General features: G+C 54.6%; 24 protein-coding genes. 15 read left to right on the plus strand and 9 right to left on the minus strand.

Annotated features, from left to right (window positions below):
- The first annotated feature begins 211 nt into the window (after nucleotides 1–211).
- The 3 genes from AABB92_RS13285 (at nucleotide 212) to AABB92_RS13295 (ending at nucleotide 3,455) form a co-directional block, all read left to right on the plus strand.
- Nucleotides 212–1,021, plus strand: a complete 810-nt coding sequence (locus AABB92_RS13285; protein ID WP_031377718.1) for a helix-turn-helix transcriptional regulator — start codon at nucleotides 212–214, stop codon at nucleotides 1,019–1,021.
- Between the two features lie 99 nt (nucleotides 1,022–1,120).
- Nucleotides 1,121–2,536, plus strand: coding sequence for an NAD-dependent succinate-semialdehyde dehydrogenase (locus AABB92_RS13290; RefSeq protein ID WP_031377717.1), 1,416 nt, complete (start codon nucleotides 1,121–1,123; stop codon nucleotides 2,534–2,536).
- A 166-nt stretch (nucleotides 2,537–2,702) separates the two neighbouring features.
- Nucleotides 2,703–3,455 carry an alpha/beta hydrolase gene (locus AABB92_RS13295; protein ID WP_031377716.1) on the plus strand — a complete coding sequence of 251 codons (753 nt, stop codon included), beginning with the start codon at nucleotides 2,703–2,705 and terminating at the stop codon, nucleotides 3,453–3,455.
- 121 nt (nucleotides 3,456–3,576) lie between these two features.
- Here AABB92_RS13295 and AABB92_RS13300 read toward each other — a convergent pair whose 3' ends face one another.
- On the minus strand, nucleotides 3,577–5,019 hold the full coding sequence (locus AABB92_RS13300; RefSeq protein WP_046289536.1) for an amidase: 1,443 nt from the start codon (nucleotides 5,017–5,019) through the stop codon (nucleotides 3,577–3,579).
- Nucleotides 5,020–5,137: 118 nt separating this feature from the next.
- Between AABB92_RS13300 and AABB92_RS13305 the strand changes: the two genes are divergently transcribed.
- From AABB92_RS13305 to AABB92_RS13325, 5 genes are all read left to right on the plus strand, one after another.
- Nucleotides 5,138–5,713 carry a TetR/AcrR family transcriptional regulator gene (locus AABB92_RS13305; protein WP_031377661.1) on the plus strand — a complete coding sequence of 192 codons (576 nt, stop codon included), beginning with the start codon at nucleotides 5,138–5,140 and terminating at the stop codon, nucleotides 5,711–5,713.
- A gap of 17 nt (nucleotides 5,714–5,730) precedes the next feature.
- Nucleotides 5,731–5,952 (plus strand): NUDIX hydrolase, encoded by a 222-nt coding sequence (locus AABB92_RS13310; RefSeq protein ID WP_342557946.1) that lies wholly within the window; start codon nucleotides 5,731–5,733, stop codon nucleotides 5,950–5,952.
- A 54-nt stretch (nucleotides 5,953–6,006) separates the two neighbouring features.
- Complete coding sequence (locus tag AABB92_RS13315) at nucleotides 6,007–6,279, plus strand: NUDIX hydrolase (protein WP_342557947.1); 273 nt, start codon at nucleotides 6,007–6,009, stop codon at nucleotides 6,277–6,279.
- 839 nt (nucleotides 6,280–7,118) lie between these two features.
- Nucleotides 7,119–7,310, plus strand: a complete 192-nt coding sequence (locus tag AABB92_RS13320; protein ID WP_072051044.1) for a con-10 family general stress protein — start codon at nucleotides 7,119–7,121, stop codon at nucleotides 7,308–7,310.
- Nucleotides 7,311–7,455: 145 nt separating this feature from the next.
- Complete coding sequence (locus AABB92_RS13325) at nucleotides 7,456–7,692, plus strand: hypothetical protein (RefSeq protein ID WP_052720675.1); 237 nt, start codon at nucleotides 7,456–7,458, stop codon at nucleotides 7,690–7,692.
- Nucleotides 7,693–8,022: 330 nt separating this feature from the next.
- Here the strand turns inward: AABB92_RS13325 and AABB92_RS13330 are convergent, their stop codons facing one another.
- The 4 genes from AABB92_RS13330 to AABB92_RS13345 form a co-directional block, all read right to left on the minus strand.
- A complete protein-coding gene (locus AABB92_RS13330; protein WP_031377662.1) occupies nucleotides 8,023–8,427 on the minus strand; it encodes a (R)-mandelonitrile lyase in 405 nt (134 codons plus the stop codon).
- A gap of 71 nt (nucleotides 8,428–8,498) precedes the next feature.
- Complete coding sequence (locus tag AABB92_RS13335; protein WP_031377663.1) at nucleotides 8,499–9,263, minus strand: SDR family oxidoreductase; 765 nt, start codon at nucleotides 9,261–9,263, stop codon at nucleotides 8,499–8,501.
- 24 nt (nucleotides 9,264–9,287) lie between these two features.
- Nucleotides 9,288–9,518: a tautomerase family protein gene (locus AABB92_RS13340; protein ID WP_031377664.1), complete on the minus strand. Its 231-nt coding sequence runs from the start codon at nucleotides 9,516–9,518 to the stop codon at nucleotides 9,288–9,290.
- Between the two features lie 296 nt (nucleotides 9,519–9,814).
- Nucleotides 9,815–10,699, minus strand: a complete 885-nt coding sequence (locus tag AABB92_RS13345) for a LysR family transcriptional regulator (RefSeq protein WP_031377665.1) — start codon at nucleotides 10,697–10,699, stop codon at nucleotides 9,815–9,817.
- A gap of 373 nt (nucleotides 10,700–11,072) precedes the next feature.
- Here AABB92_RS13345 and AABB92_RS13350 point away from each other — a divergent pair, with 373 nt between their 5' ends.
- From AABB92_RS13350 to AABB92_RS13380, 7 genes are all read left to right on the plus strand, one after another.
- Complete coding sequence (locus tag AABB92_RS13350) at nucleotides 11,073–11,531, plus strand: (2Fe-2S)-binding protein (RefSeq protein WP_031377666.1); 459 nt, start codon at nucleotides 11,073–11,075, stop codon at nucleotides 11,529–11,531.
- A complete protein-coding gene (locus AABB92_RS13355; RefSeq protein ID WP_046289537.1) occupies nucleotides 11,528–13,765 on the plus strand; it encodes a xanthine dehydrogenase family protein molybdopterin-binding subunit in 2,238 nt (745 codons plus the stop codon). Before AABB92_RS13350 ends, AABB92_RS13355 begins: the two co-directional genes overlap by 4 nt.
- Nucleotides 13,766–13,789: 24 nt before the next feature.
- The gene (locus AABB92_RS13360) at nucleotides 13,790–15,130 is read left to right on the plus strand and encodes a c-type cytochrome (protein WP_031375926.1); all 1,341 of its coding nucleotides are present in this window, start codon (nucleotides 13,790–13,792) and stop codon (nucleotides 15,128–15,130) included.
- A 178-nt stretch (nucleotides 15,131–15,308) separates the two neighbouring features.
- On the plus strand, nucleotides 15,309–16,520 hold the full coding sequence (locus AABB92_RS13365) for an MFS transporter (RefSeq protein WP_046289538.1): 1,212 nt from the start codon (nucleotides 15,309–15,311) through the stop codon (nucleotides 16,518–16,520).
- On the plus strand, nucleotides 16,513–17,535 hold the full coding sequence (locus AABB92_RS13370) for an XdhC family protein (RefSeq protein WP_046289539.1): 1,023 nt from the start codon (nucleotides 16,513–16,515) through the stop codon (nucleotides 17,533–17,535). Before AABB92_RS13365 ends, AABB92_RS13370 begins: the two co-directional genes overlap by 8 nt.
- A 48-nt stretch (nucleotides 17,536–17,583) precedes the next feature.
- Nucleotides 17,584–18,069, plus strand: coding sequence for a (R)-mandelonitrile lyase (locus tag AABB92_RS13375; protein WP_031375929.1), 486 nt, complete (start codon nucleotides 17,584–17,586; stop codon nucleotides 18,067–18,069).
- 7 nt (nucleotides 18,070–18,076) lie between these two features.
- Nucleotides 18,077–18,826 (plus strand): carboxymuconolactone decarboxylase family protein, encoded by a 750-nt coding sequence (locus AABB92_RS13380; RefSeq protein WP_152659122.1) that lies wholly within the window; start codon nucleotides 18,077–18,079, stop codon nucleotides 18,824–18,826.
- A gap of 51 nt (nucleotides 18,827–18,877) precedes the next feature.
- Here AABB92_RS13380 and AABB92_RS13385 read toward each other — a convergent pair whose 3' ends face one another.
- The 4 genes from AABB92_RS13385 to AABB92_RS13400 form a co-directional block, all read right to left on the minus strand.
- Entirely contained in the window at nucleotides 18,878–19,393 is a 516-nt protein-coding gene (locus AABB92_RS13385; protein WP_072051045.1) for a cyclophilin-like fold protein, read from the minus strand.
- Nucleotides 19,394–19,912: 519 nt separating this feature from the next.
- Nucleotides 19,913–20,782, minus strand: a complete 870-nt coding sequence (locus tag AABB92_RS13390) for an ATP-grasp fold amidoligase family protein (protein ID WP_082097638.1) — start codon at nucleotides 20,780–20,782, stop codon at nucleotides 19,913–19,915.
- Nucleotides 20,783–20,787: 5 nt separating this feature from the next.
- Nucleotides 20,788–22,023, minus strand: a complete 1,236-nt coding sequence (locus AABB92_RS13395) for an oligosaccharide flippase family protein (protein ID WP_031375933.1) — start codon at nucleotides 22,021–22,023, stop codon at nucleotides 20,788–20,790.
- 692 nt (nucleotides 22,024–22,715) lie between these two features.
- A complete protein-coding gene (locus AABB92_RS13400) occupies nucleotides 22,716–23,150 on the minus strand; it encodes a hypothetical protein (protein ID WP_046289540.1) in 435 nt (144 codons plus the stop codon).
- Between the last annotated feature and the right edge of the window lie 243 nt (nucleotides 23,151–23,393).

The following is a 23,393-nucleotide window of genomic DNA, read 5'->3' on the forward strand; positions in this document are numbered from 1 at the left end:
CGTTTTAATCGGGGATGTCCGCTACAGATTATGGCTAACGTCGCCTTGTTGCCATATCTCACGCCGGCGCACTGTCGTCACCCGGCGGGGGGCGAAAGAGTGTAAGTAAGCGTGAGCGAAGGCTTTAATAAAAACACCGTATTGATATAAAAACAGCGGGACGTGTCAGTTGTTCGCAGAACCACAATAAAAATGTTAAAGGGGATGCCAGATGGTAAAAAAAACCACACCAGAGCAACGGCGTGAATTAGGGGCTTTTTTGATAAGCCGGCGGGCGAGGTTAAATCCGCAGGAATATGGGCTGCCGAAAGGCGCGCGCCGGACGCCCGGCCTACGCCGCGAAGAGGTGGCGATTCTGGCTGGCGTCAGCGTCAGCTGGTATACCTGGCTGGAGCAGGGCCGCGAAATTAAGCCCTCTGCCGACGCGCTGCAGCGAATCGCCAGCGTGCTTAAACTCAACCGGGTCGAATCATCTCACCTTTTTGCGCTCTCTCCCAGGGAACAACCGGTGCCGCGTCAGGCCGATTCGGGGGTGACGGAAGGTCTCGATATGCTGGTCAGGGCCATCGATCCTATTCCGGCTTACGTGCGCAATGCCCGGCTGGATATCCTCGCCTGGAATGACGCCATTGCCGACCTGTTCATCGACTACGGCTCGCTCAAGCCGCACGAACGCAATACGCTGCGGCTGCTTTTTCTCTATCAGCCCTATCGCACCCTGATCCTCGACTGGGAACAGATGGCGCGCGGCATGATCTCGGTTTTTCGCGCCTCCCGGGCGCATGCTCAGAACAAAGCCCCGTTTGATGCGCTGATCAAAGAGCTGTCAGACAACTCACCGGAGTTCCACGAATGGTGGCAGGACACCGACGTGCAGGGCATGAGCGAAGGAAGTAAGCGCCTGATGCACCCGGTTTCCGGACACATCGAATTCACCTACGTGGCGTTAACTCCTGAGGGCAGACCCGACCTGTCTCTGGTCACCTATATCCCCCGACACGTAGCCAGTGACTGCCAGTAATAGGATAACAACACGCCTTCCTGGGCTGAAATGAGATGCCTAAGATGGATTTAACGCAGCACAGCCGCGCTGCATTTCATCTTTCAGGAGGCAGTCAATATGTCATCTCAATCAGCCCGACCCGATTCAGTTTCCGCTCCGCTGGCGGTATCACGTAATCCCGCAACCGATGAGCTGATCGCGACCTATGCCGGCCAGACGGCGCAACAGATAGAGCAGTTGCTGGAGCAGAATGCAGCAGCATTTCGCATCTGGCGGGCCACTCCGCTGCGTGAGCGGGTGGCGGCTTACCGTCGCCTCGCAGTGGTGCTACGTCAGCGTTCTGACAACCTGTCGGCCTTGATCAGCGCAGAAATGGGCAAAACCCTGAAGGCTGCCCGGGCAGAAGTAGAGAAGTGCGCCGTCACCCTTGAATGGCTGGCGGAAAATGGTCCGGCGGTGCTGGCCGACGAACCGGTGGCTGTTGATAACGACGATCGGGTGTATGTCTCCTGGTTGCCGATTGGCACCGTACTGGCGGTGATGCCGTGGAACTTCCCGTTATGGCAGGTTATTCGCGCTTCAGGTCCGATTATGCTCTCCGGCAATGGCTTCATCCTGAAGCACGCCCCGAACGTTATCGGCTCTGCTTATGCCCTGCAGGACGCTTATGAAGCCGCCGGTTTCCCGGTGGGGTTGTTCACTAATCTGATTGCTGACAATGACACCGTTGCGCGGGTCATCGAAGACGATCGTGTGGCGGCGGTCACCTTAACAGGCAGCCTGCGCGCCGGTTCAGCGGTGGCGGCCATCGCCGGTAAGGCACTGAAAAAAAGTCTGCTTGAGCTGGGCGGTTCGGATGCCTTTATTGTGCTGGCCGATGCCAATATCGACCTGGCGGTGAAGGCAGCCGTTGAGGCCCGTTTCCAGAACGCCGGGCAGGTCTGTCTGGCCGCTAAGCGGTTCATTCTGGAAGCCCCGATTGCCAGCGAATTTACCCAAAAGTTTGTTAAAGCGGTCAGCGCGTTGAAAGTGGGCGATCCGCTCGACCCGCAGACCGATATCGGGCCGATGGCCAGAAAAGATCTGCGCGATGAACTGCATCATCAGGTTGAACGCACCCTGTCAGCCGGTGCCACGCTGCTGCTGGGCGGAACAAAGCTGGCGGGAAGCGGCAATTTTTATGCTCCGACGGTGCTGGGGAATGTGGTGCCGGGTATGGCGGCCTTTGATGAAGAGACCTTTGGTCCGGTCGCCGCCATCAGCGTGGCGGAAAATGCTGAGCACGCCATTGAACTGGCGAACCAGAGTGATTACGGGCTGGGCGGCAATCTCTGGACCGGTGACGTGACGCGTGGACAGCGGCTGGCGCGCCGGATGGAAACCGGCGGCGTATTCATCAATGGTTTCTCCGCCACCAATGCCCGCATTCCGGTCGGTGGGGTGAAAAAGAGTGGCTACGGTCGCGAACTCTCCCATTTCGGCCTGCGGGAATTTACCAATGCGCAGGCAGTCTGGGCTAAACAGCCGGTGTGATCCGGGACGCGTCGGTTACGGCAGCTAACGGTCTGCTAGCCGTTAATGCCGTCCGATCCGACGCGCGGTACAGATTATTCAGCTTAAACAATACGCTGGCGATGACCCGCTCCGGCAGGACGCGTTACGCCGCAGAATCGCATTCAAAACTGATAAGGTGAATCACATGTTTAAAAAATCAATGGTTTCAATCGCGTTAGGTCTGGTTATGTCGGTGTATGCAGCGTCCTCACTGGCGGAGCCGGTAAAAAATATTGTGCTGGTCCACGGGGCTTTCGTTGATGGTTCTGGCTGGAATCCGATCGCTAAAATACTGGGCAAAGCGGGATACAAGGTTTCGATTGTGCAGGAACCGCAAACCTCACTGGCGGATGACGTCGCTGCGACCCAGCGCGTGCTGAAAATGCAGAGCGGAAAAACCCTGCTGGTGGGCCACAGCTACGGCGGGATGATTATCAGCGAGGCGGGTAACGATCCTTCGGTGGCGGGGCTGGTGTATATCGCGGCGATGGAACCGGATGAAGGTGACTCGTTACTGAGCCTGGCGAAAAAATATCCGCCTGCTGCGCACTCTATCGCGGAAACCGACGATCACTTTCTCTATCTGAAACCTGAATCGTTCCACGCTGACTTTGCCGCGGATTTACCGGTAAAAGAAACCGATCTGCTGGCGCGTTCCCAGGTTATGCCAGCCGTCGCGGCGTTTAATGCACCTGCAGGCAAACCGGCATGGAAAACCAAACCAAGCTGGGCGGTGGTCGCCAGCACCGATCGGGCGATCAATCCTGAACTGGAGCGCTTCATGGCTAAGCGGGCTAACAGCAAGGTGACCGAACTGAAAGGAAACCACGCGATTTACGCGTCACAGCCGCAAAAAATCGCCGCCATCATCGAAGGCGCAGCAAAATCATTAAACTAACCTGCCATTACCAGCAGAGGCAGCGATCAGGCTGCTTCTGCTGTGCAGTTATCCGCGTCGTTCTCTGACCTTACCCGCTGTTGCCTGACACCGCCGCTGTTGTCAGCAGAGAGCTAACGGCTTATCCCGCGCAGTCGTTCCCGGCCCAGATAGCGGGTTTTCGGTGATGCCAGGGAAACGCGCGCTCCAGCTGACCTGCCAGTTTCAGTAACACCGCCTCCTGATTAAAACCGGCTAGAAATTGCATGCCCACAGGCAGCTGATTTGCCGGACTGAATCCCAGCGGGACCGACATGGCCGGCGTGCCACACACGTTAGCCAGCGCGGTAAACGGCGAGTGATCAAACACGTGATGCATCCAGCCGCGCCCATCCAGCTGATGCTGATGCTGATTGTACTCACCCAGCCGCGTCGGTAACGTTGGCAGTACCGGCGTCAGCAGCAGGTCGTACTGCTGATAAAACTGCGCCATCTTCTGCGTGACGCTGTTACGCATCTGCATCGCCGCGATGAAATCCGTTGCCGTCAGGCTATGGCCCAGTTGCCACAGCGCCAGATTGGCTGGCTCCAGCGTCTCGTGGTTGACCGGTCTGTTCATCGCGGCCGCCAGTGCATCTATCCAGGCGGCGGTATTTGCCGCCCAGAAGCGGCTGTTCATTTCAACAAACGCCCCCCAGCTGCCGATTTCCAGCGAAACCTCTTCAACCTGATGGCCCAGCGAAACAAGCTGTGCGACGGTCTTTTCCAGTGCGCCAGCGACTTCCGGCGCAGTGCGGGCGCCATTCAGCGGATGCATCATGACACCGATTTTTAGCCGGCCGGGATCCTGAGTGACGCAGGCGCGCAAGCTTTGCGCGGAGGCGGGAATGGTGAAGGGATCGCCGGCCTGGTTGCCCTGAAGCGCATCCAGTAACGCCGCGTTATCTCTCACCGTGCGGCTGAGAAAGCCATGCACTGCAAGCCCGGACCAGACTTCATCAACATCCGGTCCCATGCTGATGCGGCCACGGCTCGGTTTTAAGCCAAACAATCCGTTTGCTGAAGCCGGAACCCGAATCGATCCTCCGCCGTCGGTTGCATGCGCTGCTGGCACCATACCGGCCGCCACTGCCGCCGCCGAGCCGCCGCTTGAGCCGCCCGCACTGTAGGCCGGATTCCAGGGCGTCGCGGTTTCACCCTGAAAACGCGATTCGGTGGTGGTGCTGGTGGCAAGTTCAGGGGTGGTGGTACGTCCCAGTAACAGCAGACCGGCCTGGCGCATGCGGTGCGCGAGGTTGGAATCGTGAGACGAAACGTGACCGGCCGCCAGACGGCTGCCCAGTTCGTTACGGCGACCTTTAACGGAAATACCCAGATCCTTGACCAGCATCGGCACTCCCTGAAACGGACCGTGCGGCTGGCTCTCTTCCTGCTGCCAGATTTCAATCACGGCATTGACCTCAGCGTTAACCTTATTGATGGCGTTAATCGCGGCGGCTTTAACTTCTGCGGGCGTGACGTCGCCCTGGTTAATCAGCTCAGCGAGGCCGGTAGCATCGCAGGCGGTGTATTCTGAAAGTTTCATAAGGGTCCGGTTAGTGGCTGACAAGACGAACAGCGACTGTGCGTGTATACTGTTTAGTATCGAGTGATACCGATCGGTATCGTAGTATACTAATTAGTATCGTTGCAAGGAGTGAATAGTGACGAGAGAGATCCAACCGCGATTGCCGCCGCGAGAACGCATTCTTCAGGCTGCTGAAAAGCTTTTCTATCAGGAAGGCATTAACCGTGTGACGGTAGATGCGATAGCAGAAGAGGCAGAATCGACCAAGATGACGCTCTATCGCCACTTTGCCTCTAAAGAAGTGCTGGTTCTGACGTGGATAGGGCGATTGATTGAAGATTACAGTCAGATCTTTGATCGGCTTGCTGAGCAGTTTCCTGACAATCCGGCCGCCCGGATTAGGGGATTTGGCGAGTTTATCGCCGCCAACCTCAGCGGGACGCTGAAGCGTGGCTGTCCGTTTACTAACACCCTGGCGGAAACAACCGGGCATTATGCTGAGGTCAGGGCGCTGATATTTGCCCATAAGCAGCGGCAATTTCACCGGCTGGTGGCGCTTTGTCGCGAAGCCGGTGCCAGTCAACCGGAAACAGCGGCCAAAGAGATCACCCTGATGCTTGAGGGACTGCAGGTGGTGGCTCAGAATGCAGGATTCGACGGCGCGGCTGAGTTTGTGCTTGAGAAGTTAAACGCGATGGTAAAAGCATTCTGATAATCAAGGAGACAGTGATGCGTGCAGCAATAACCACAGTCACATCGACAGAAATTTATCGAAACCGCTGGATGACGCTCAGAGAAGATCAAATTCTGCGGGCTGACGGCAGCCAGGGCATCTATTCGGTGATTGAGAAAGACGATTTTGTCGTCATCGTTGCGGTGCAGGATGATGAAATCTATCTGGTCGAACAGTACCGTTATCCGCTAGGGAAGCGCACGCTGGAGTTGCCCTAGGGAAGCTGGGAGCACGCGCCAGATGCCGCCCCGGCGTCAATTGCTGCTGGCGAATTGCGTGAAGAGACCGGTCTGGTGGCGGGAAAGCTGGACTATGTCGGCTACCAGAAACTGGCACAGGGGTACTCTTCTCAGGGTTACCATATTTTTCTGGCGACAGAACTCAAGTTTGAGGGGCAACAGCTCGAACAGGAAGAGCAGGATCTGCAGGTAAAAAGCATCAAAATAGCCGCATTCAGGCAAATGATACTCGAGGGAGAGATTTCTGACGCTACCTCGGTGACCGCCTTTCTGTTGACCTCGGCAAAAAACCTGCTCAGCGGTTAGCCAGACCGCAGGCAGGCGGGCAGAACAGACCCTTTCGCCGCCTGCTGAAGACGATGCTAAGGCCTCTTCACCTGAGTCAGATTAGGGGTTGTCAGCGACAAAATATTCCCGGTAGCCTCTGGTGATTAATGGCGCATTAACGGTTGTTGCGGTGGGTTAATACCACGCAGCGGCAGCCCGGTAGTCTGACATCTCTGCTGAGCGAAGAAAGCAGCAACTGTAAGGTGTCAGCACCTCCTTAACCGAATGCCGGCTTCACGGGCTCGCGTAGTTTCCCGACCGGCAGGCCCCAGTGAGTTACCCTTCAGGTCATTAAGCGTAGTACCATATTAAAGTGCATGACGCCTTGCTATCCTGTTGAATAGTCAGGCTAGCGGTTTTTTATTCATATTTAATGCTGGGCTTACCAGCGAATCCTCTAACGGTTGGCTTATAATTAATCATCTTACATGCGGCCACATTTATTTTTTTATATCGCTTCGCTTAATTTCTGAATAATATTCAGGCGATGGCTTTTTATTCGCCAGAATTCGTTGTTAAACGAAAGTTAAATAAAATTATTCCTGATTATTCAATTTGGTTAAAATGTGATGCTGATCACATATTTCACATTTCAGAAATTTATACCTTTGGTGAAATTACTGTACAGTTTTATAAATTAAATAATTGAAATGTAATTAAATTTAATTTTGCTTAGACAGTTTTAGCCAAAAAGCCAAGCGGCAAAATGACTTTATTTGATTAAATATTTTTCTTGAAAATAATCACTTCAGTTTTAATATTTAAATTGTTCTGGTGGGGTATTTGTTTATTTGTGTACATTCAGTTGAGGTGAAATTATGCAACAACAAAAACGGCGTGGTGGATCGGGTAATTTTGCAGAAAATCCAGAGCGGGCGCGCGAGGCGGGACGCAAAGGCGGACAGATAAGTAGCGGAAACTTCAAGAATAATCCGGAGCGTGCGGTTGAGGCGGGTCGACTAGGGGGTAAAGTGAGCCGCAGGCCGCCTGCGGAAAAAGCCGCCGGATAAAGTCTCAGATCGAAAATCCTGATGCTGTAAGTTTAAGCGTTAATTTAACGAGATTAAGATAAACCATGCCCGGGAATTCTGGGTCAGGCTTTCCTTATACCTGGCAAGAGAGCAGTGGCAATTATTTTATCGTGCTGGGGCCGGTATGCGAGATAATAATAGCGAACTGCTGGAACACTTTCTGAATAGAATGAACCTTAACGACGAGGATGCCGCGCACGCGCTGGTGGTGGGGGTGCTTGTTTGTGAGTTGATGCGCTCGGGTGAAGCCATTAACCGGAAGACCCTGTGTTGTAAATTAGTCAGACAGCTTGAGCTCTGTCAGTCAATGGAGGAAGAACGCACCTATTACCGGACACTTCGCCTGCTTTTTGGCCGGTAGTAACGTTAGCGGCCCAGGAGAACTGTTTTCAGATAATGATCTTATTTCCTGAAAAGGGAGTCAGGAAAGATCCACGCTTCTTTTGGTGGAAGAAATCGTGATGTGATTTTTACGCAATTGTTAGCGTTCAGCCCGTATTTACGGGCTTTTTTTATTCCACCTGCTGCCAGATCGACCGTCCGGCGATTATTTACCGTTTCGGACGATGAAGGCTGGCGATTCTCAGGTGATGTTCAGCTTACTGTTCAGCGTGAAGTCTGAAAGCGGGTCAGATAACGGCTACGCAGGCATCCGGATGATCCGAATGCCTGCCCGCAGGGTGAGAGGGCGTTAACGGATTTTGCCGTATTGTTCGTCAGTGACATGTTCCAGCCACTCGACGACTTTTCCTTCTTCATTTTCCTGGATAGCGATATGCGTCATGGCCGTGGTTGCACTCGCGCCATGCCAGTGTTTTTCAAACGGGGGGATCCAGACCACATCACCGGGCTTAATTTCCCGTGCGGTTTCGCCCCAGGTCTGAACATAGCCGGAACCTGCCGTGACGATCAGTGTCTGACCGCGCGGATGGGTGTGCCAGGCCGTCCGTGCACCGGGCTCAAAGGTTACGGCACCGCCACTGGCGCGGGCAAATTCGTTGGCCGGAAACAGCGGATCGATACGCACGGTACCGGTAAACCACTCTTCCGGACCGACCATTGAAGGCTGAGAGCCACATTTGAAAATATCAGTCATTTTATTGTTCCTTACTGATTCAGGGTGAGTAATGTTTGTTGTACCGGCTGCTGCATCAGGGGGCAGCGGATTTACTGCACGGTATAGCCACCGTCAACGGCCAGTGCATGGCCGACCACAAAGCTGGCACCCGGACTGCACAGCCACAGCACGGCTGCTGCCACTTCCTCCGGCAGGCCGAGACGACCAATCGGTTGTAGCTTCAGCAATTCATCCATCGCTTCGGGCTCTTTTTCCAGCATCGTCCCGACCATTGGCGTGCTGATGATGCCCGGACAGACCGCGTTAATCGTAATGCCGCGCGCGGCGTATTCCAGTGCCGCACTTTTGGTCAGACCCAGCACACCATGTTTGGAGGCGTGATACACACCGCGGCCGGCAATACCGACCAGTCCGCCGAGAGAGGAACAGTTAACGATGGCACCCGATCCCTGAATGCGCATCTGCTGAAGTTCATATTTCATACAGTTCCAGATACCACGCAGATTCACCGCATTAACCCGATCGAACTCCTCTCCACTGGCATCGGCTGTTTCAGCCACCGGGCTTTGAATTCCGGCATTGTTATAAGCCGCATCGAGTCGGCCAAAAGCCGTCACCGCCTGGTCGACCACATTTTTAACCTGTGCCTCATCGGTCACGTCGCACACTACTTCAAGCAGGGTATAACCTTTATCGCGTAGCGACTCTGCCGCCTGTGATAAGGCCTGCGGATTAAAATCAGCCATCACCACTGCCGCACCCGCTTCACAGAAAGCGCGGGCGGTGGCAAAACCCATTCCGGAGGCTGCGCCGGTTACCAGCGCAACTTTTCCGCGATAGTCATAATTAATCATCTTAGTCCCGGATAGTGATCAGAATCAGAGTGAGTAGCCTGGTTTTTTATAGAGCCTCGCCAGGCTGGGCAAAATAATCGGATCGTAAACTTCTGCTTTCCAGTTAGCCGCACTGACGCGGGTGAGCGCCAGGGAGATCGCGGCCTCATTGATATTCAAATGACGTATCAGTACCGCACACAGATCTTCAGCCATGGCGTCAATTTCTGTGTCCGTCATTTCCTGCGGATTAAACGTCAGGCTTAAATGCGGCATCGCTGATCCTTAATAGTTTTGTTAAACAGGGGAACAGTGACGCCTGTTCCGGTAAAAGAGTCTGGGCTGAGAACGCTGCGCTGTGAAGCGCGCTGTCGGAAATAAGCTTATGAGTGTCATTCATGAATAACGGCAAAGGCATGGGCGGCAGGTGTATTATCGGCGTGGCGGGGTGGCGTAATCACCCCGGTCAGCTGAGGCAGTCCGTCCGGCCGGCGCTGGATAGCGCTAGTGAGAATGACAACCGGCGGCCAGGGCGGCGACTAATCTGCGGAAACAACTCTGCGGAAACAACCTCAGGCTTTGCCGCGGTATCTGACCGCATCGACAAAGGCCACGAAGGCAGAGGAGGTATGGCGGCGGTTGGGATAGTAGAGATGAAAACCTTCAAAGGTCGGGCTCCAGTCAGCCAGCACTTCAATCAGCGTGCCGTTTTCGATGTGCGGTTTGGCCATCGCTTCCGGCACATAGGCCAGACCAATGCCATCCAGCGCGCCATTCAGCACGTGTATGATGCTATTAGAAAGCAACGGTCCGTTTACCCGGATATTCAGTTTGCGTCCCGCTTTTTCAAACTCCCAGGCATAAACACTGCCAGCAGGAGAATGGCGAATATTAATGCAACGATGCTGAGCCAGATCCTGTGGAATAACCGGTAATGGATGAGTGTTAAAATAGCCGGGCGTCCCCACGACCGAAAGGCGCCAGTCTGGCCCCATGCGAACTGCGATCATATCTTTACTGATCGATTCGCCCAGCCTGATACCGGCATCAAACCGTTCTGACACGATATTAGTGAAGCCATAATCAATCGAGATTTCTACGCTGATATCGGGATATTTCTCCAGAAACGCCGGCAGCATCGGACGTAATAACCCTTCGGCGGCATCGTCTGAACAGGTAATACGAATATTGCCGGCTGGCGTATTACGTAATTCACCGATGCGCTCAATTTCATGATTGATCTGCTCAAATAGCGGGGCGACAGATTTCAGTAAGCGTTCTCCGGCCTCGGTAGGCGCGACGTTACGCGTGGTGCGTGCCAGCAGGGGAACCCCGACCCGCTCTTCCAGATTACGGATGGTGTGGCTTAAAGCCGACGGGCTGACGCCCAGACCCGCCGCCGCTTTGGTAAAACTCTTTTCGCGCGCAACAGCAATAAATGCCTGTATATCATTCATCGGTTCAGTCCTTTATTTGTGAGTTATATTCACAAGCAGATGCAGATTATCCGATCTAATCAGCCACCACCATCGCCTTTATGATTAACCCGACGGTAGCGATGGCGAATTAACAGCGGGCTATCCATACCTATGTCGGCAGAGCGCGGGAATAAGCGCCACCAGGCCGCGCTATTTGTGAATTGAATTCATCAGGGCATTCAGACCAGCGCTATTAATCATGCGCTTAATTTTTGTCAGGATAATCTGCCCGCTTAATCATGTTATTCATCCACTTTCTCTGCTGCCGTCTTTTGTTGCGCGTTGAGCAAAATGCGCCTAAGCGATTAATTGACTTCCGGGCAATGTCACCCCCCTCTGGAGCGGAAAACCTATGGAACTGCACATTAATAATCAAACCTATCAAACCGATGCCGAGGCGGATACGCCGCTGTTGTGGGTGATTCGTGACGATTTGGGGATGACCGGCACCAAATATGGCTGCGGCCTGGCGCAATGCGGCGCCTGTTCGGTATTGGTTGATGGCCAGATCGTCCGATCCTGCGTGACGCCGGTAGAGAAGGTCGCCGGTAAACAGATCACCACCATTGAAGCCATTGAAGACGATGAAGTGGGCCGGCGGGTGGTGGACGCCTGGGTCAATCTTCAGGTCCCCCAGTGCGGCTACTGCCAGTCGGGGCAGGTGATGGCGGCAACGGCACTGTTAAAACAGACCCGCCAGCCAACGGATGAGCAGATTGCTGCAGCGATGATCAACCTGTGCCGCTGCGGCACTTATAACGCGATCAATGCTGCCGTCCATCGACTGGCCGGTGAAGGAGAGAAAGCATGAGCCGCCGCACGCCTGATACCAGGACATTTGGCGAACAGCCGGTCAATCTCTCCCGGCGTCGTTTTCTGATTTCGGGCAGCGGTCTGGCGGGCGCGCTGGTGCTGGGCGTCGGGTTGCCGGTCGGACAGAGCCGCGCACAGTCCGCCGCGGCCGCAATGCCAGCCGGTACCCGGGTGCCAGCCTTTCTGGAAATACGCGCGGACAGCTCAGTGAAATTTCTGTCGCCCTTTATTGAAGGCGGGCAGGGGATCTTCACCGCCATGGCGCAGATTGTCGGTGAAGAACTGGACGCCGATCCGGCATCCTTCATGGTGGAGAACGCGCCGCCTGGTTCGCAATATCAGGTAATGGATAACGGGATGCGCATCACCGGCGGAAGCCAGTCGGTGCGGACCAGCTATACCACCATGCGACGGCTCGGCGCGCTGGCACGACAGATGCTGATCGAGGCCGCTGCCGCTGAACTCGCGGTGCCGGTTACCAGCCTGCACACTGAGCCGGGACGGGTGATCCATGGCGAATCAGGGCGCTCATTACGCTATGGCGAACTGGCTGCGCGGGCGCGTGAGCTGCCGGTACCCTCAGTCGATTCGGTCAGCCTGAAAGATCCCGCTCACTTTCGCTGGATTGGTAAGCCGGTTCAGCGACTGGATATGCATGAAAAATCGACCGGCAAGGCGATTTACACCATCGACTGCCGGGTGGATAACATGCTGCACGCGGCCGTACAGCACGCGCCGCGACTCGGTCTGACGGTGGGTACGCTGCGCAATGCCGCACAGGTCAGCGCGATGAAAGGCGTGCATTCGGTTCATCAACTGCCTGGCGCCGTCGCGGTGGTGGCCGAACGCTGGTGGCAGGCGAAACGTGCGGTTGAAACGCTGCAGGTTGAGTGGCTGGAGCCAGAGAAGCCAGACGGCAGCTATATGCCCGCTGACTTCTCCTCTGATGCGTTCGCCGCCGTGCTGGCGCAGCAGCCTGGCGACGGGGAAAACGCTGAGGTTCGTGGCGACCTTCAGCACGGACTGGCTGAGGCGAAGAGCACCTTTAGCGCCCACTACCAGAGCCAGTATCTTAACCACGCCCAGCTTGAGCCGCCGTCCGCGCTGGCACGTTTTAATTCCGACGGCTCGCTGGAGTTGTGGATCCCCAATCAGGCACCGGAAATGTTCCAGGCCGACGTGGCTAAGCGTACCGGCCTCAGCCCGGATAAGATCATTATCCATTCCCCGCTGCTGGGCGGATTTTTTGGCCGTCACTTCCTCTATGAGTCCGCGATGGTCTGGCCACAAGCCGTCCAGCTGGCCAGGGCGGTTGGGCGGCCAGTCAAACTGATCTGGAGTCGTGAAGAGGAGTTCCTGCGCGATACCCATCGCCCGATGGCCGCCGTGCGGTTTCGTGCCGGACTGGATGCCGACGGCTACCCGCTGGCGCTGGAGGCGGTCAGCATCTGTGAAGGGCCGACCGAGGGGCTGGCCGGTCAGCACGGCGACACGCTGGATCCTACCGCGGTGGAAGGGTTATCGGGCAAAGCCTACGCCATTCCGCACGTTCGTATCGCGCAGATTTATCATAAAGGCCCGGTGCGGCTGGGTTACTGGCGATCGGTCGGCAATTCGATGAATGACTTTTTCTATGAATGCTTCCTCGATGAAATTGCCGAGCGGGGCAGGCTCGATCCGATGGCGCTCAGGCTGCATCTGCTGCAGGGCAATCCGCGTCTGACCACGCTGTTGCAGACGGTGGCCGATCTTTCCGGCGGCTGGCAACCCGGCCCGTATACCGCCGCGGACGGCAGCCGTCGGGCGCGGGGCGTGGCGATGGCGTCACCGTTCGGAACCGAGGCCGCCGCAATCGCCGAGGTCTCTATCGAAAACGGTGAAGTCAGAGTGCACCAGATTTGGCAAGCAATCGATCCGGGTAGCATCGTGAATCCGGCGATCGTCGAGGCGCAGGTCAACGGGGCCGTGGCGCTCGGGCTCTCTCAGGTGCTGATCGAAGAGAGCGTTTATCAGCACGGGCAACCGGTGGCGCGTAACTTTGATATGTACCCGATTTTGCCTCCGTCGCGTATGGCGAAGGTGCAGGTCCGCATTGTCGAGAGCGGGGCAAAAATGGGCGGAATCGGTGAGCCGCCGCTGCCGGCGGTTCCGCCTGCCGTCGCCAATGCGGTCTCACGTCTGACCGGTGAGCGGGTGCGTAGTATGCCGCTGTCCCGGATTACCTTCAGCTGAGCTACATCGTAAAGGGAATGCATTATGAAACATAAAAAGCTCAGCCTGACACTGCTGGCGGCCGTGGTGGTCGCCGGCGCGGCTGCCCTCTGGCTGTTTAACACTCCGGATTCGCCGTTTGACCGCGTCAGTTCAGCGGCATCAGCATCATCGGCCGACCTGATCCAGCGCGGTGAATATGTCGCCCGGCTCAGCGACTGTGTTGCCTGTCACAGTACGGCAGGCAGCGCCCCGTTCAGCGGCGGTCTGGCGATGGCCACGCCGGTCGGCAAAATCTATACCACCAACATTACGCCAGACGATGACAGCGGCATCGGACGCTATTCGCTGGCCGATTTTGATCGTGCGGTGCGTCACGGCGTGGCGCGCGACGGCCATCGTCTCTATCCGGCCATGCCGTTTCCCTCCTATCAGAAACTCTCCGATCAGGATATTGCTGCGCTCTATGCCTTCATGATGCACGGAGTAAAGCCCGCGTCCCGATCCAATACGCCGTCCGAGATTCCCTGGCCACTCAATATGCGCTGGCCGCTGGCGTTATGGCGCGCGGCTTTCGCGGCGGGTGAGCCATGGCGGGAGAACGATGAGCAGAATGCGGCCTGGAATCGCGGCGCTTATCTGGTAGAGGGGCCGGGCCACTGCGGCAGTTGCCACACCCCGCGCGGGCTGGCGTTTAATGAAAAAGCGCTGAATGCCAGCAGCCCGGACTATCTTGCCGGTGCCTTACTGGATGGCTGGTATGCGCCCAGCCTGCGCAATGATGCCAACAGCGGATTCAGTCGCTGGAGCGAAGAAGATGTGGTGACCTTCCTGAAGACCGGCCGCAATCAGCATGGCGTGGTCTTCGGTTCGATGACCGACGCATTCAACAACTCAACCCAGTTTATGCACGATAGCGACCTGCGGGCGATTGCGCACTATCTCAAGTCTCTGCCGCCAGGCAGTAACAACGCAGGCCCGCGCTGGCAATACCCGACACAGACCAGCCAGCCACAGCTCAGCGATCATCCCGGCAGCCAGATCTACACCGCGCGTTGCAGCAGTTGCCACGGAGCGGATGGTCGCGGCCAGGCACCGTGGATCCCGCCACTGGCGGGCGTGACCTCACTGCAGGTCGATCCCGCTTCGGCGATTAACGTGGTGCTCAACGGTTCGGCGCGGGTAGTGTCGCAGGGGATACCGGATGCCTACCGGATGCCGCCTTATCGTAAACAGCTCAGCGATCGGCAGACTGCGGATGTGCTGAATTTCATTCGCAGTGCGTGGGGCAATCAGGGTGAAAAAACGGACGCCGGGGCGGTGAAGGCGATGCGTGAGAAAACCGATCCCGCCAGCAGCGAGGTGATTATTTTACAGATGCGCTAAGCCGGCAGGTTGCGGTTGCGGTTGCGGTTGCCGGGTTGCTGTTACCGATCGGGCAACCGCGATCGCCTGGTCGGCGTATTGATGAATTTAACTCACAATTTCATCACGTTTACCGCTATTAATTAAACTATTCCTTCCGGGATAAGATCGCGGCATTGTCTGATTAGCAGGAATGAAAATGTCTTCAGTAAACCTTAATGCGCCGGGTGCGCAGTCACATCATGCTGCCTGGGGCGCGGTGTTCTCAATGGCGCTGGGCGTGGTGGTTTTGATCGCCTCAGAATTTATGCCGGTCAGCCTGCTGACCCCGATCGCCAGCGATCTCAACATCAGTCAGGGGCAGGCGGGACAGGCGATCTCGATCAGCGGTTTCTTTGCGGTGCTCACCAGCCTGCTCAACACGCCACTCACCGGGCAGCTGGATCGTAAAAAGGTGCTGGTGACCTTTACGCTGCTGCTGACCCTCTCCGGTCTGGTGGTGACGTTTGCGGTTAACGGCATCATGTTTATGCTGGGACGCGCGCTGCTGGGCATTGCCATCGGCGGATTCTGGTCAATGTCTACCGCCACGGTGATGCGGCTGGTGCCACGTCACGCGGTGGCAAAAGGGCTGGCGCTGATCAACGGCGGTAATGCGCTGGCGGCCACGGTTGCGGCACCGCTCGGCAGTTTTCTCGGCCAGTATATTGGCTGGCGCGGGGTCTTCTTTATGGTGGTTCCGCTCGCTATCCTGGCGTTCATCTGGCAATGGCGCAGCATTCCTTCACTCTCCGGCTCCGCGACTAAAAATAGCGCCTCGCCGCTGCGGTTACTGAAACATCCGCATGTGGCACTGGGGATGACCGGGATTATGTTCCTGTTTATGGGCCAGTTCAGCATCTTTACCTATCTTCGTCCCTTCATGGAATCGGTAACCGGTGCCAGCGTCGACGCCCTCTCTTTTATCCTGCTGCTGCTGGGTGCTGCCGGTCTGGTCGGGACCTGGCTGATTGGCCGGTTACTGGCACATCGGTTGTTTATCTGGCTGGTGCTGATCCCGCTAGCGATGGCGCTGATCGGCGGGCTGCTGATTGTTGAAGGCGGCTCACTGTGGGGCACCGGTCTGCTGCTGGCGCTGTGGGGACTGATTGCCACGCCTGCGCCTGTCGCCTGGGGATTGTGGCTCAGCCGGGCGCTGCCGGAAGAGGCTGAAGCGGGCGGCGGCTTAATGGTGGCTGTGATTCAGATGGCCATTACGCTGGGCGCCAGCGTCGGAGGCGAGCTGTTCGACGCTGCCGGCTGGTGGAGTCCGTTTGCCTTTGGCGTGGTGGTTCTGCTCTGTTCGGCACTGTTTGCGCTACTGGCCGCCCGCTATGGCCTGGTGAATCAGGCGCAGGAGCAACATGCGTAGCCCTGATCTTCAGATACTGCAGACGGCCCGGCGCTGGGCCGAAACCTCACCGATCTGGCTGTGCACCGTGTTGCGCACCTACGGTTCATCGCCTCGTCCGCCGGGCGCAATGATGGTGATTGCCACAGATGGCCGTTATTGCGGATCGCTGTCGGGCGGCTGCATTGAAGAAAACTTCATTGCCCGCATCCGTGACGGGGATTTTTCTGCGGCGAGCCAGCGGGTGCGGTATGGCGAAGGCGGCTATGCCCCCGACAGGGCGCTGCCCTGCGGAGGCGTGCTGGATATTCTGGTTGAAAAATGCCAGCCGGGAAGCGAGACCCTCGCTTATCTGTCGAAGATGATCGAAGCACTGAACAACGCCAGTGCGCTGACCAAAAAAGTGACGCTGCCTGCCGCGTGCCATTCACTTGAACCCGCCCCGTATACCCGGCGCACCCGGGTGACGCTTGACCTCCAGCAGATCGAACTGACCCTGTGCGCGCCTGCGCGGGTGATCATTGCCGGTCTTTCCAGCGTGGCGGTTTACTGCGCTAATTTTGCTGTGGCGCTGGGCTTTGAAACCTTTGTTTGTGAGCATCGGGATGAGGTGATGAACAGCCTGGCGGCGGAGGTGAATGACGGGGTGGAATGGATTAATCAGTTTCCGGCGGCCTGGCTGGAACGCGAAGGCTGTCATCCCGGCACCGCCATTCTGTCATTAACTCACGATCCGCGCATCGACGATCTCACCATGATGGAAGCCGTTAACCTGCCAGCCTTCTACATCGGCGTGATGGGATCTCAGCGCAACAGCGTTAATCGTAAAGCGCGGCTGGCACGGCTGGCAGAGATGAGTTCCGAACAGCTTGACCGTATCCACGCGCCGGTGGGGCTGGAAATTGGCAGTAAAACGCCAGCCGAAATTGCCCTGTCGATCATGGCCGATGTGGTTCGTTACAAAAATGGCGCAGCAGCCGGGCAGGCGTTCTGCCCGGCATCGCTTAACGCCGACGACCCGCGGCAGATCATTTAGTCATTGTCATTATCATCAACCTCTGTCCCTCAACTCGTAAGGAGCCCTATGAAGAAACTTACCCTTGTTGCGCTGGCACTGGCACTGACCGCCTCCGCCGTCTCTGCTCAGGAAACGGCTGCAAAGATCGCCTTATCTCACAGTGGTGATCAACCTTCCGTTAAGGGGCCAGCAGACTATTTCACCGGTGCAGTGCGTATTGATGCGCCTTTTCAGGCTACAGCACCGGCACGGACCGGTGGCGCGACGGTGACGTTTGAGCCGTCTGCCCGCACCGCATGGCATACCCATCCGCTCGGTCAGACATTGATTGTCACGGCGGGCGTGGGTCGGGTGCAGGAATGGGGAGGACCGGTGCGTGAGATCCGACCGGGCGATATTGTCTGGATCCCGGCCGGCGTTAAACACTGGCACGGTGCCGCTGCGCAAAACAGCCTGTCGCATATCGCTATCGCAGAAGCGCTGGACGGCAAGGTAGTTGACTGGATGGAAAAGGTCAGCGATCGGCAATATGCCGCGGCTGAAAAATCGTAAGGACCGAATGATGAAAACGTTAAATGCCGCACTGATGCTCTGCATGGCACTGGCCCCGTCCGTGGGGCTGGCAGATGCCATGCCCGATGCAGAACGCAAAAAAATAGAGGCTCAAATGCAGAAACAAACTCAGCCACTGTCGTTACAGCAGAAAAACATTGCCAGTATTGCCGCCTATGCGGCCGTCGGTGATTTAACCGGACTGAACGCGGCGCTCAATCGCGGTCTGGACGCCGGCCTGACCCTGAGCGACTGTCGCGAAATTCTGGTCCAGCTCTATGCCTATGCCGGCTTTCCACGCAGTCTGAATGCGCTGGGCGAGTTGATGAAAGTGACCGAAAGCCGACGGCTGGCGGGAAAACAGGATCAGCCGGGGCAGCAGCCTGGCCCGCTTCCTGCGCCAGAGACGATGATGGCCGCCGGTAAACGCAACCAGACCGCACTGGTCGGCAGCCCGGTGAAAGGACCGCTGTTCGATTTCGCGCCGGTGATGAATGATTATCTGCAGTCTCATCTGTTCGGTGACATTTTTGAACGGGACAATTTCAGCTGGAAAAATCGTGAGCTGGCGACGGTCGGCGCACTTGCCGCGATGGAAGGGGTAGAACCGCAGTTGAAATCTCACCTTGGCATCAGCATCAATATCGGCCTGACTGCCGATCAGCTGAGCGAACTGGTGCCGTTTTTCAGTGAACAGCAACAGCCAGGCTGGGCCGATCGGCTGAAGGCCGCGCTCAATTCAGTAGCGCAACAGTAGCGAAAAAGCGCCATGCCGTGTCTGGCGCTTATCACGTGGTAAAGGCCACCCTCACTGTGGTGACAACGTCACGCTGATTGTTTCTGTTTTCATGCTGTCATGATTCTCTAACGCTTCCGGCGCGTCTATCCGGCCAATCCGGGTATAGCGGTAGGCGGTATGAAAGCTTTTATAAAACAGCACCAGCGTGTTGTTGCCATACAGCATCACATCGCCGGCATGAATGGTGCCGGTGACTACCGGCCCGACCGGCAGTGAAAAAGCCAGATCGACATATTTTTCATTGCCGTTCAGTTCATGCATTTCCACGCTGAGCGGCAATTTGTTTATCAGGGCACGGGAGGCGGCGTTTTCGGCCGGAATAAGGGTGAACGACTGGTGATCGATTTGCATGTTGATCATTCTGGTCTCACTGGTGGCTGGTGCATCCGGGCTGGCAGCTGATGTTACAGCGGCGGATGCAGCGCCAGGGCGGCTGGTGGCCGTAATCAGTACCGCTACTGTAATGCTGAAGATGTACTGACGCCTGGCGGTGCCGGGGGCCAGAATGGGTAACCTGTCTTTCATGATAAAGACCTTAATACAAAATAGTAGCCTTAAAAGGATATAGGTCAGTCTGACGTTCAGGCAATATTTTAGTTTTACGCGTTGCTGTGGCATCGCACCTGACAACGGTTCAGACCTTGCGTGCAAGCTGACCGGCGAATGCGTCCTCATAGATGACTGTTCTCAGATGAAAGCCAGGTCAGCGGATCACCGCCCGGGCAGATTGCGGCAGCGTGACCTGAAACCGGCAGAACGGCTGACTAACCTGCGTTGATAAAACGCGCTACCCATGTCTGGCCGGGATATCGGCTAAGCAGTATGCGCAGGCAGGAATCCAGGGTGGAGCAGGGGGAAGAACCTGTCCTGACCAATCCAGCCGTGAGTCAGTGGCGACCAGACATCCAAAGCGCACTTTTCAGCGCCGGGTAACCGCTGCTATTGGCAAATAAGGACAGGATAAATAGTTATCTGTAAGGGCGGAGCAGGCGGGATAAACGGAGTAACCTGCTCCGGGAGACAGTAAATCTATTGCTGTTAAGACTAAAGTCTTAACTGGCTGCCTAAAATAACATCGGCCTCCTGCAATGTGACATCAAGTCCCGCAGAGGGGGTGAAGGTCAATTCGCCAAAAATAACGCTTCCATTGAGCAGGTAGAAATCGGCGCGGACAAACTTAAAGTCTGAGGCGAGTTTAACCGCATAATCTCTCATTTTTTTGAAACCCTCAGGCATTGCTGGGTAATCATTTTTATTTATTAGTTCAACCGTGTCTTCAAAGGGAAGTGGGGTCCAGTCCATATCAAAATAGTAGAATTTAGGCGTTCCCTTCTCACGCCCCGAACAAACCATAACCGCGTAGGGTTTGCCATTAAAACAGTAGAATTTGTAGTCATCAGGAAACCCGCCGCGATCGTTTTCAATGTATTTTTCGCATAAGATTTTTCTTTCTATTCTCTTATACTGTGGCTCTATAAAGTGGGCTGAAAAATCCTGTCTCATCCATTTGTCCAGTTGTCTGCTGGTTTTCGTAATGTCCAGTGAGGCTTTGTTATGGCATATTATATTGTAGCCCGCACCATGGTTACATTTAAGTGCAAACTTATCGGGCAACAGCCTGTAGTCAATCTCCCGAGAGTCGTCGTACACGCCGTATAATTCGTTAAGGATTTCGCCACATCCTTTCGATCTGATGTACTCTCTGACCTTATACTTGTCAGCGCACAGGGTATAAATATCATCATGAAACTCGTTGAACTTAAGCCACTGAATTTTTTCATTGAAGTTGGTAGGGTTTGTTAAGTTCAGTTTTTTTCTGAACTTAATGTAGTAGTGAGTTTTAGCGCAAAGTTCAGGGTAGAGGTGAGCGCTAAATTTTAATGCTGATTTGACTGTGTGTTTTATCATTTTCATTAAAATTATCTCAGTTTGAAAATATTAAGATGCATTTTGATGATGGTTTTATTTTTAAAGAAGTAATTGAGTAGGGTACAGGATGAAATCTCGACGATTAAAAAACAGTATGCAGCGCCATTAATCCCGAAAGCTCTTATCATTAGCCAGGATAACGGTATGGTTAAGATGCAACATAGCAACATTTTTCTGGCCAGGTAATTGTACCCGGACTCTTTTATCATATAGCGGTAGCAAATTGTCCCTAACGACGAGAACATTGTGCCAATGATAATGATGGGGATGATCTTTACCGAATCCATATACTTTTCGCCATAGAGTAAATGTATGACAAAATCACCAAATATATAGAATCCGCCAAGCGCGATGAGAGAGAACATAATGACAAGTCGATTGATTTTAATCAGTAATGCTTCAACAGTTGGTTGATCTTTCTCGCTGTATATTCTTGAAAAGAAACTGGTTATTAAGGCCATAACAATAAATGACCATGCACCTCCTAAGGTTAACGCGACGCTATAAACGCCCAGGTTTGAATAAGAGAGCATCTTAGCTAAAAAAATGCTCGATATCTGCGTGTATATGTCAGCAGACAGGCTTGATAAAATCAGCGCACCGCCGGCGAATAACATGTGCCGGTTATAGGCAGCAATTCCCTTACTGCTTTCGTCTATTTCAGTTGTGTGGTTAAAATAAATAAGGCGCAGGATGTAAGGTATCAGCGGGATAATGATAATAGGGATTGTGAAGTAGTAAACTGGCAGTTTGAAATGTGCCACACAGAATCGGATCAACAGGGCGATGGATAAACCAATAATATTGGTTATTGTGTTTATTTTTGATTTTAGCTGAGTGTTGTTGTAGATGGGGAAAAAGTCCATCACAATAAAGTATGTGGCAATGCAGTTGGCTACACCAAATAAAAAAACAATAAAATCAGTGAAAATATAGAGGTAAATTAAAACTGCTGCTGATGATAAGAGGAAGAAAAGGCGCCGTTGATTTTGAGTATGCATCGCCAGGGCAATTCCGGACTTGGTCTTTTCACTCATCCGTTTAAATATAATATTCTGACCGCCAAACCACGAGAGCGTCTGGACAAATATGAACAGGGACGTAGTGATGTTTATCTTACCAAAATTTTCCGGGCCAACGTATTTTGCCATCAGTGCATTAATATAGATTAAGCCGATAATGTTAACTGACTTCTCAAGCATGATCCATATTGAATTGGAGTACATTTCATATCTCTCATGAACAATTTTTCAATGCTGTAGTGTGTGATTTATGAAGCAACCCTAAAACAGGCTGGCCGTTTATCTTCTGCGTTAAGTTTTGTCCCTGTCAGTCGTTTTTCATCGGGTCAGATAATGTCTCAGTATCATGTTGTTTAGTTTTTGTTAAATTTATTTGGTTGACAGTGTGGCTGCTCAAATAAAATTAGTGAAGAGTTTTTTTTAATTAATCAGAAAAGTGACAGTTATTTGCAAATAATGAGTCCATTGTTTATTGGTGTTATGTAGTTTGATGAGGTGATAACGGGAGGTGCGATCATTGAGGTGATGTTTAGTGATGCCGGCATGTACTATTTGTGGGTGATGGATAAGATGCCGAACAACGGGCCGACGCAGTCCTGCTCCGGCCTTTAATGAATAAATATAAGCGAGTTAATCGCAGGCGGCTTTTTGATATCTTGTTTAGCTGTAATCTCTATTTCTGATTGGCTGCTTCGCGGTTGGCCTCAGGGGACGAGATCCAACCGGTGTTAATTTTCGTCCAGAATGATTTTGCCCGTTGCTTTCGCTGTTAACCTCGTTTTTCCATCCTTCTCTCTACACAGCGCCTGGCGACCTGAGTCCAGACAGGTCAGGTATTTTGCCTGCTGACAGGCAACAGGCTCTGCGTTGAATCATCAAAGCGGGATACCGGCCAGCTAATCCGCTCTGCTGCCTGACTCTTTTTTTAGCGTGAGTGAGGCGTGTCCGGCCTGCTTCAGGGAGACCGCGGTGATAAAGTTATCGGCGACGGTCAGCGTCAGAACACGATCATCGTGATACCAGCGACCGGCATTGGCTTTCCAGCCGTCAGCAATCAGCTGACCGGAGGCGATATCAATCGATTTGCCGATCAGCTGATCCAGCTTCAGGCTGGAGGCGGGGGCGTTAACGCTGTTTGCCTGATTCTGCGCTCTGGTTTTTTTGATGTCGCAGGTACCGTCGGCGTCGGTCATCTGGCTACACCCGCTGCGCTCAAGCTGGGCGCGATAGGCGCGGCTGATCGCCTGCGCAGGCGTCGCAATGCAGCTCAGTGCCGTTATGACCAGCATCGCCGTTAAAATGCGGGAACCCGCAGGACCTGAGATGTTCATGGTATTTCCTCGTTTATGATTGCTTTGCTGGCGCATCGATGTTTTTCAGCCGCAGTGATTAAGCCCCGATCATTAAGCCCCGACATTAAGCCCCGCCATTAAGCCCCGACATTAAGCCCCGACATTAAGCATAGTGCCGATGGCATTGCTGGTCAGAGCCGCTGGCGGATAATGATCGGCAGCGCCGCCTGTCTCAAACTTAGCCATGACCGGCGGCAGGCTGACCGCGCGAATCTACCTGTG

Origin of the sequence: Pantoea brenneri (assembly GCF_038594305.1) — a bacterium.
Taxonomy (GTDB): domain Bacteria; phylum Pseudomonadota; class Gammaproteobacteria; order Enterobacterales; family Enterobacteriaceae; genus Pantoea; species Pantoea brenneri.

Excerpts from the sequence above, each read along its gene's own strand:
- AABB92_RS13350 (WP_031377666.1), top strand. The coding sequence starts at position 11,073 with ATGGAACTGCACATTAATAATCAAACCTATCAAACCGATGCCGAGGCG.
- AABB92_RS13395 (WP_031375933.1), bottom strand. The coding sequence starts at position 22,023 with ATGTACTCCAATTCAATATGGATCATGCTTGAGAAGTCAGTTAACATT.
- AABB92_RS13360 (WP_031375926.1), top strand. The coding sequence starts at position 13,790 with ATGAAACATAAAAAGCTCAGCCTGACACTGCTGGCGGCCGTGGTGGTC.
- AABB92_RS13290 (WP_031377717.1), top strand. The coding sequence starts at position 1,121 with ATGTCATCTCAATCAGCCCGACCCGATTCAGTTTCCGCTCCGCTGGCG.
- AABB92_RS13390 (WP_082097638.1), bottom strand. The coding sequence starts at position 20,782 with ATGAAAATGATAAAACACACAGTCAAATCAGCATTAAAATTTAGCGCT.
- AABB92_RS13310 (WP_342557946.1), top strand. The coding sequence starts at position 5,731 with ATGCGTGCAGCAATAACCACAGTCACATCGACAGAAATTTATCGAAAC.
- AABB92_RS13385 (WP_072051045.1), bottom strand. The coding sequence starts at position 19,393 with ATGAAAGACAGGTTACCCATTCTGGCCCCCGGCACCGCCAGGCGTCAG.
- AABB92_RS13345 (WP_031377665.1), bottom strand. The coding sequence starts at position 10,699 with ATGAATGATATACAGGCATTTATTGCTGTTGCGCGCGAAAAGAGTTTT.
- AABB92_RS13380 (WP_152659122.1), top strand. The coding sequence starts at position 18,077 with ATGATGAAAACGTTAAATGCCGCACTGATGCTCTGCATGGCACTGGCC.
- AABB92_RS13375 (WP_031375929.1), top strand. The coding sequence starts at position 17,584 with ATGAAGAAACTTACCCTTGTTGCGCTGGCACTGGCACTGACCGCCTCC.
- AABB92_RS13355 (WP_046289537.1), top strand. The coding sequence starts at position 11,528 with ATGAGCCGCCGCACGCCTGATACCAGGACATTTGGCGAACAGCCGGTC.
- AABB92_RS13330 (WP_031377662.1), bottom strand. The coding sequence starts at position 8,427 with ATGACTGATATTTTCAAATGTGGCTCTCAGCCTTCAATGGTCGGTCCG.
- AABB92_RS13295 (WP_031377716.1), top strand. The coding sequence starts at position 2,703 with ATGTTTAAAAAATCAATGGTTTCAATCGCGTTAGGTCTGGTTATGTCG.
- AABB92_RS13400 (WP_046289540.1), bottom strand. The coding sequence starts at position 23,150 with ATGAACATCTCAGGTCCTGCGGGTTCCCGCATTTTAACGGCGATGCTG.
- AABB92_RS13325 (WP_052720675.1), top strand. The coding sequence starts at position 7,456 with ATGCGAGATAATAATAGCGAACTGCTGGAACACTTTCTGAATAGAATG.
- AABB92_RS13335 (WP_031377663.1), bottom strand. The coding sequence starts at position 9,263 with ATGATTAATTATGACTATCGCGGAAAAGTTGCGCTGGTAACCGGCGCA.
- AABB92_RS13370 (WP_046289539.1), top strand. The coding sequence starts at position 16,513 with ATGCGTAGCCCTGATCTTCAGATACTGCAGACGGCCCGGCGCTGGGCC.
- AABB92_RS13300 (WP_046289536.1), bottom strand. The coding sequence starts at position 5,019 with ATGAAACTTTCAGAATACACCGCCTGCGATGCTACCGGCCTCGCTGAG.
- AABB92_RS13285 (WP_031377718.1), top strand. The coding sequence starts at position 212 with ATGGTAAAAAAAACCACACCAGAGCAACGGCGTGAATTAGGGGCTTTT.
- AABB92_RS13320 (WP_072051044.1), top strand. The coding sequence starts at position 7,119 with ATGCAACAACAAAAACGGCGTGGTGGATCGGGTAATTTTGCAGAAAAT.
- AABB92_RS13365 (WP_046289538.1), top strand. The coding sequence starts at position 15,309 with ATGTCTTCAGTAAACCTTAATGCGCCGGGTGCGCAGTCACATCATGCT.
- AABB92_RS13340 (WP_031377664.1), bottom strand. The coding sequence starts at position 9,518 with ATGCCGCATTTAAGCCTGACGTTTAATCCGCAGGAAATGACGGACACA.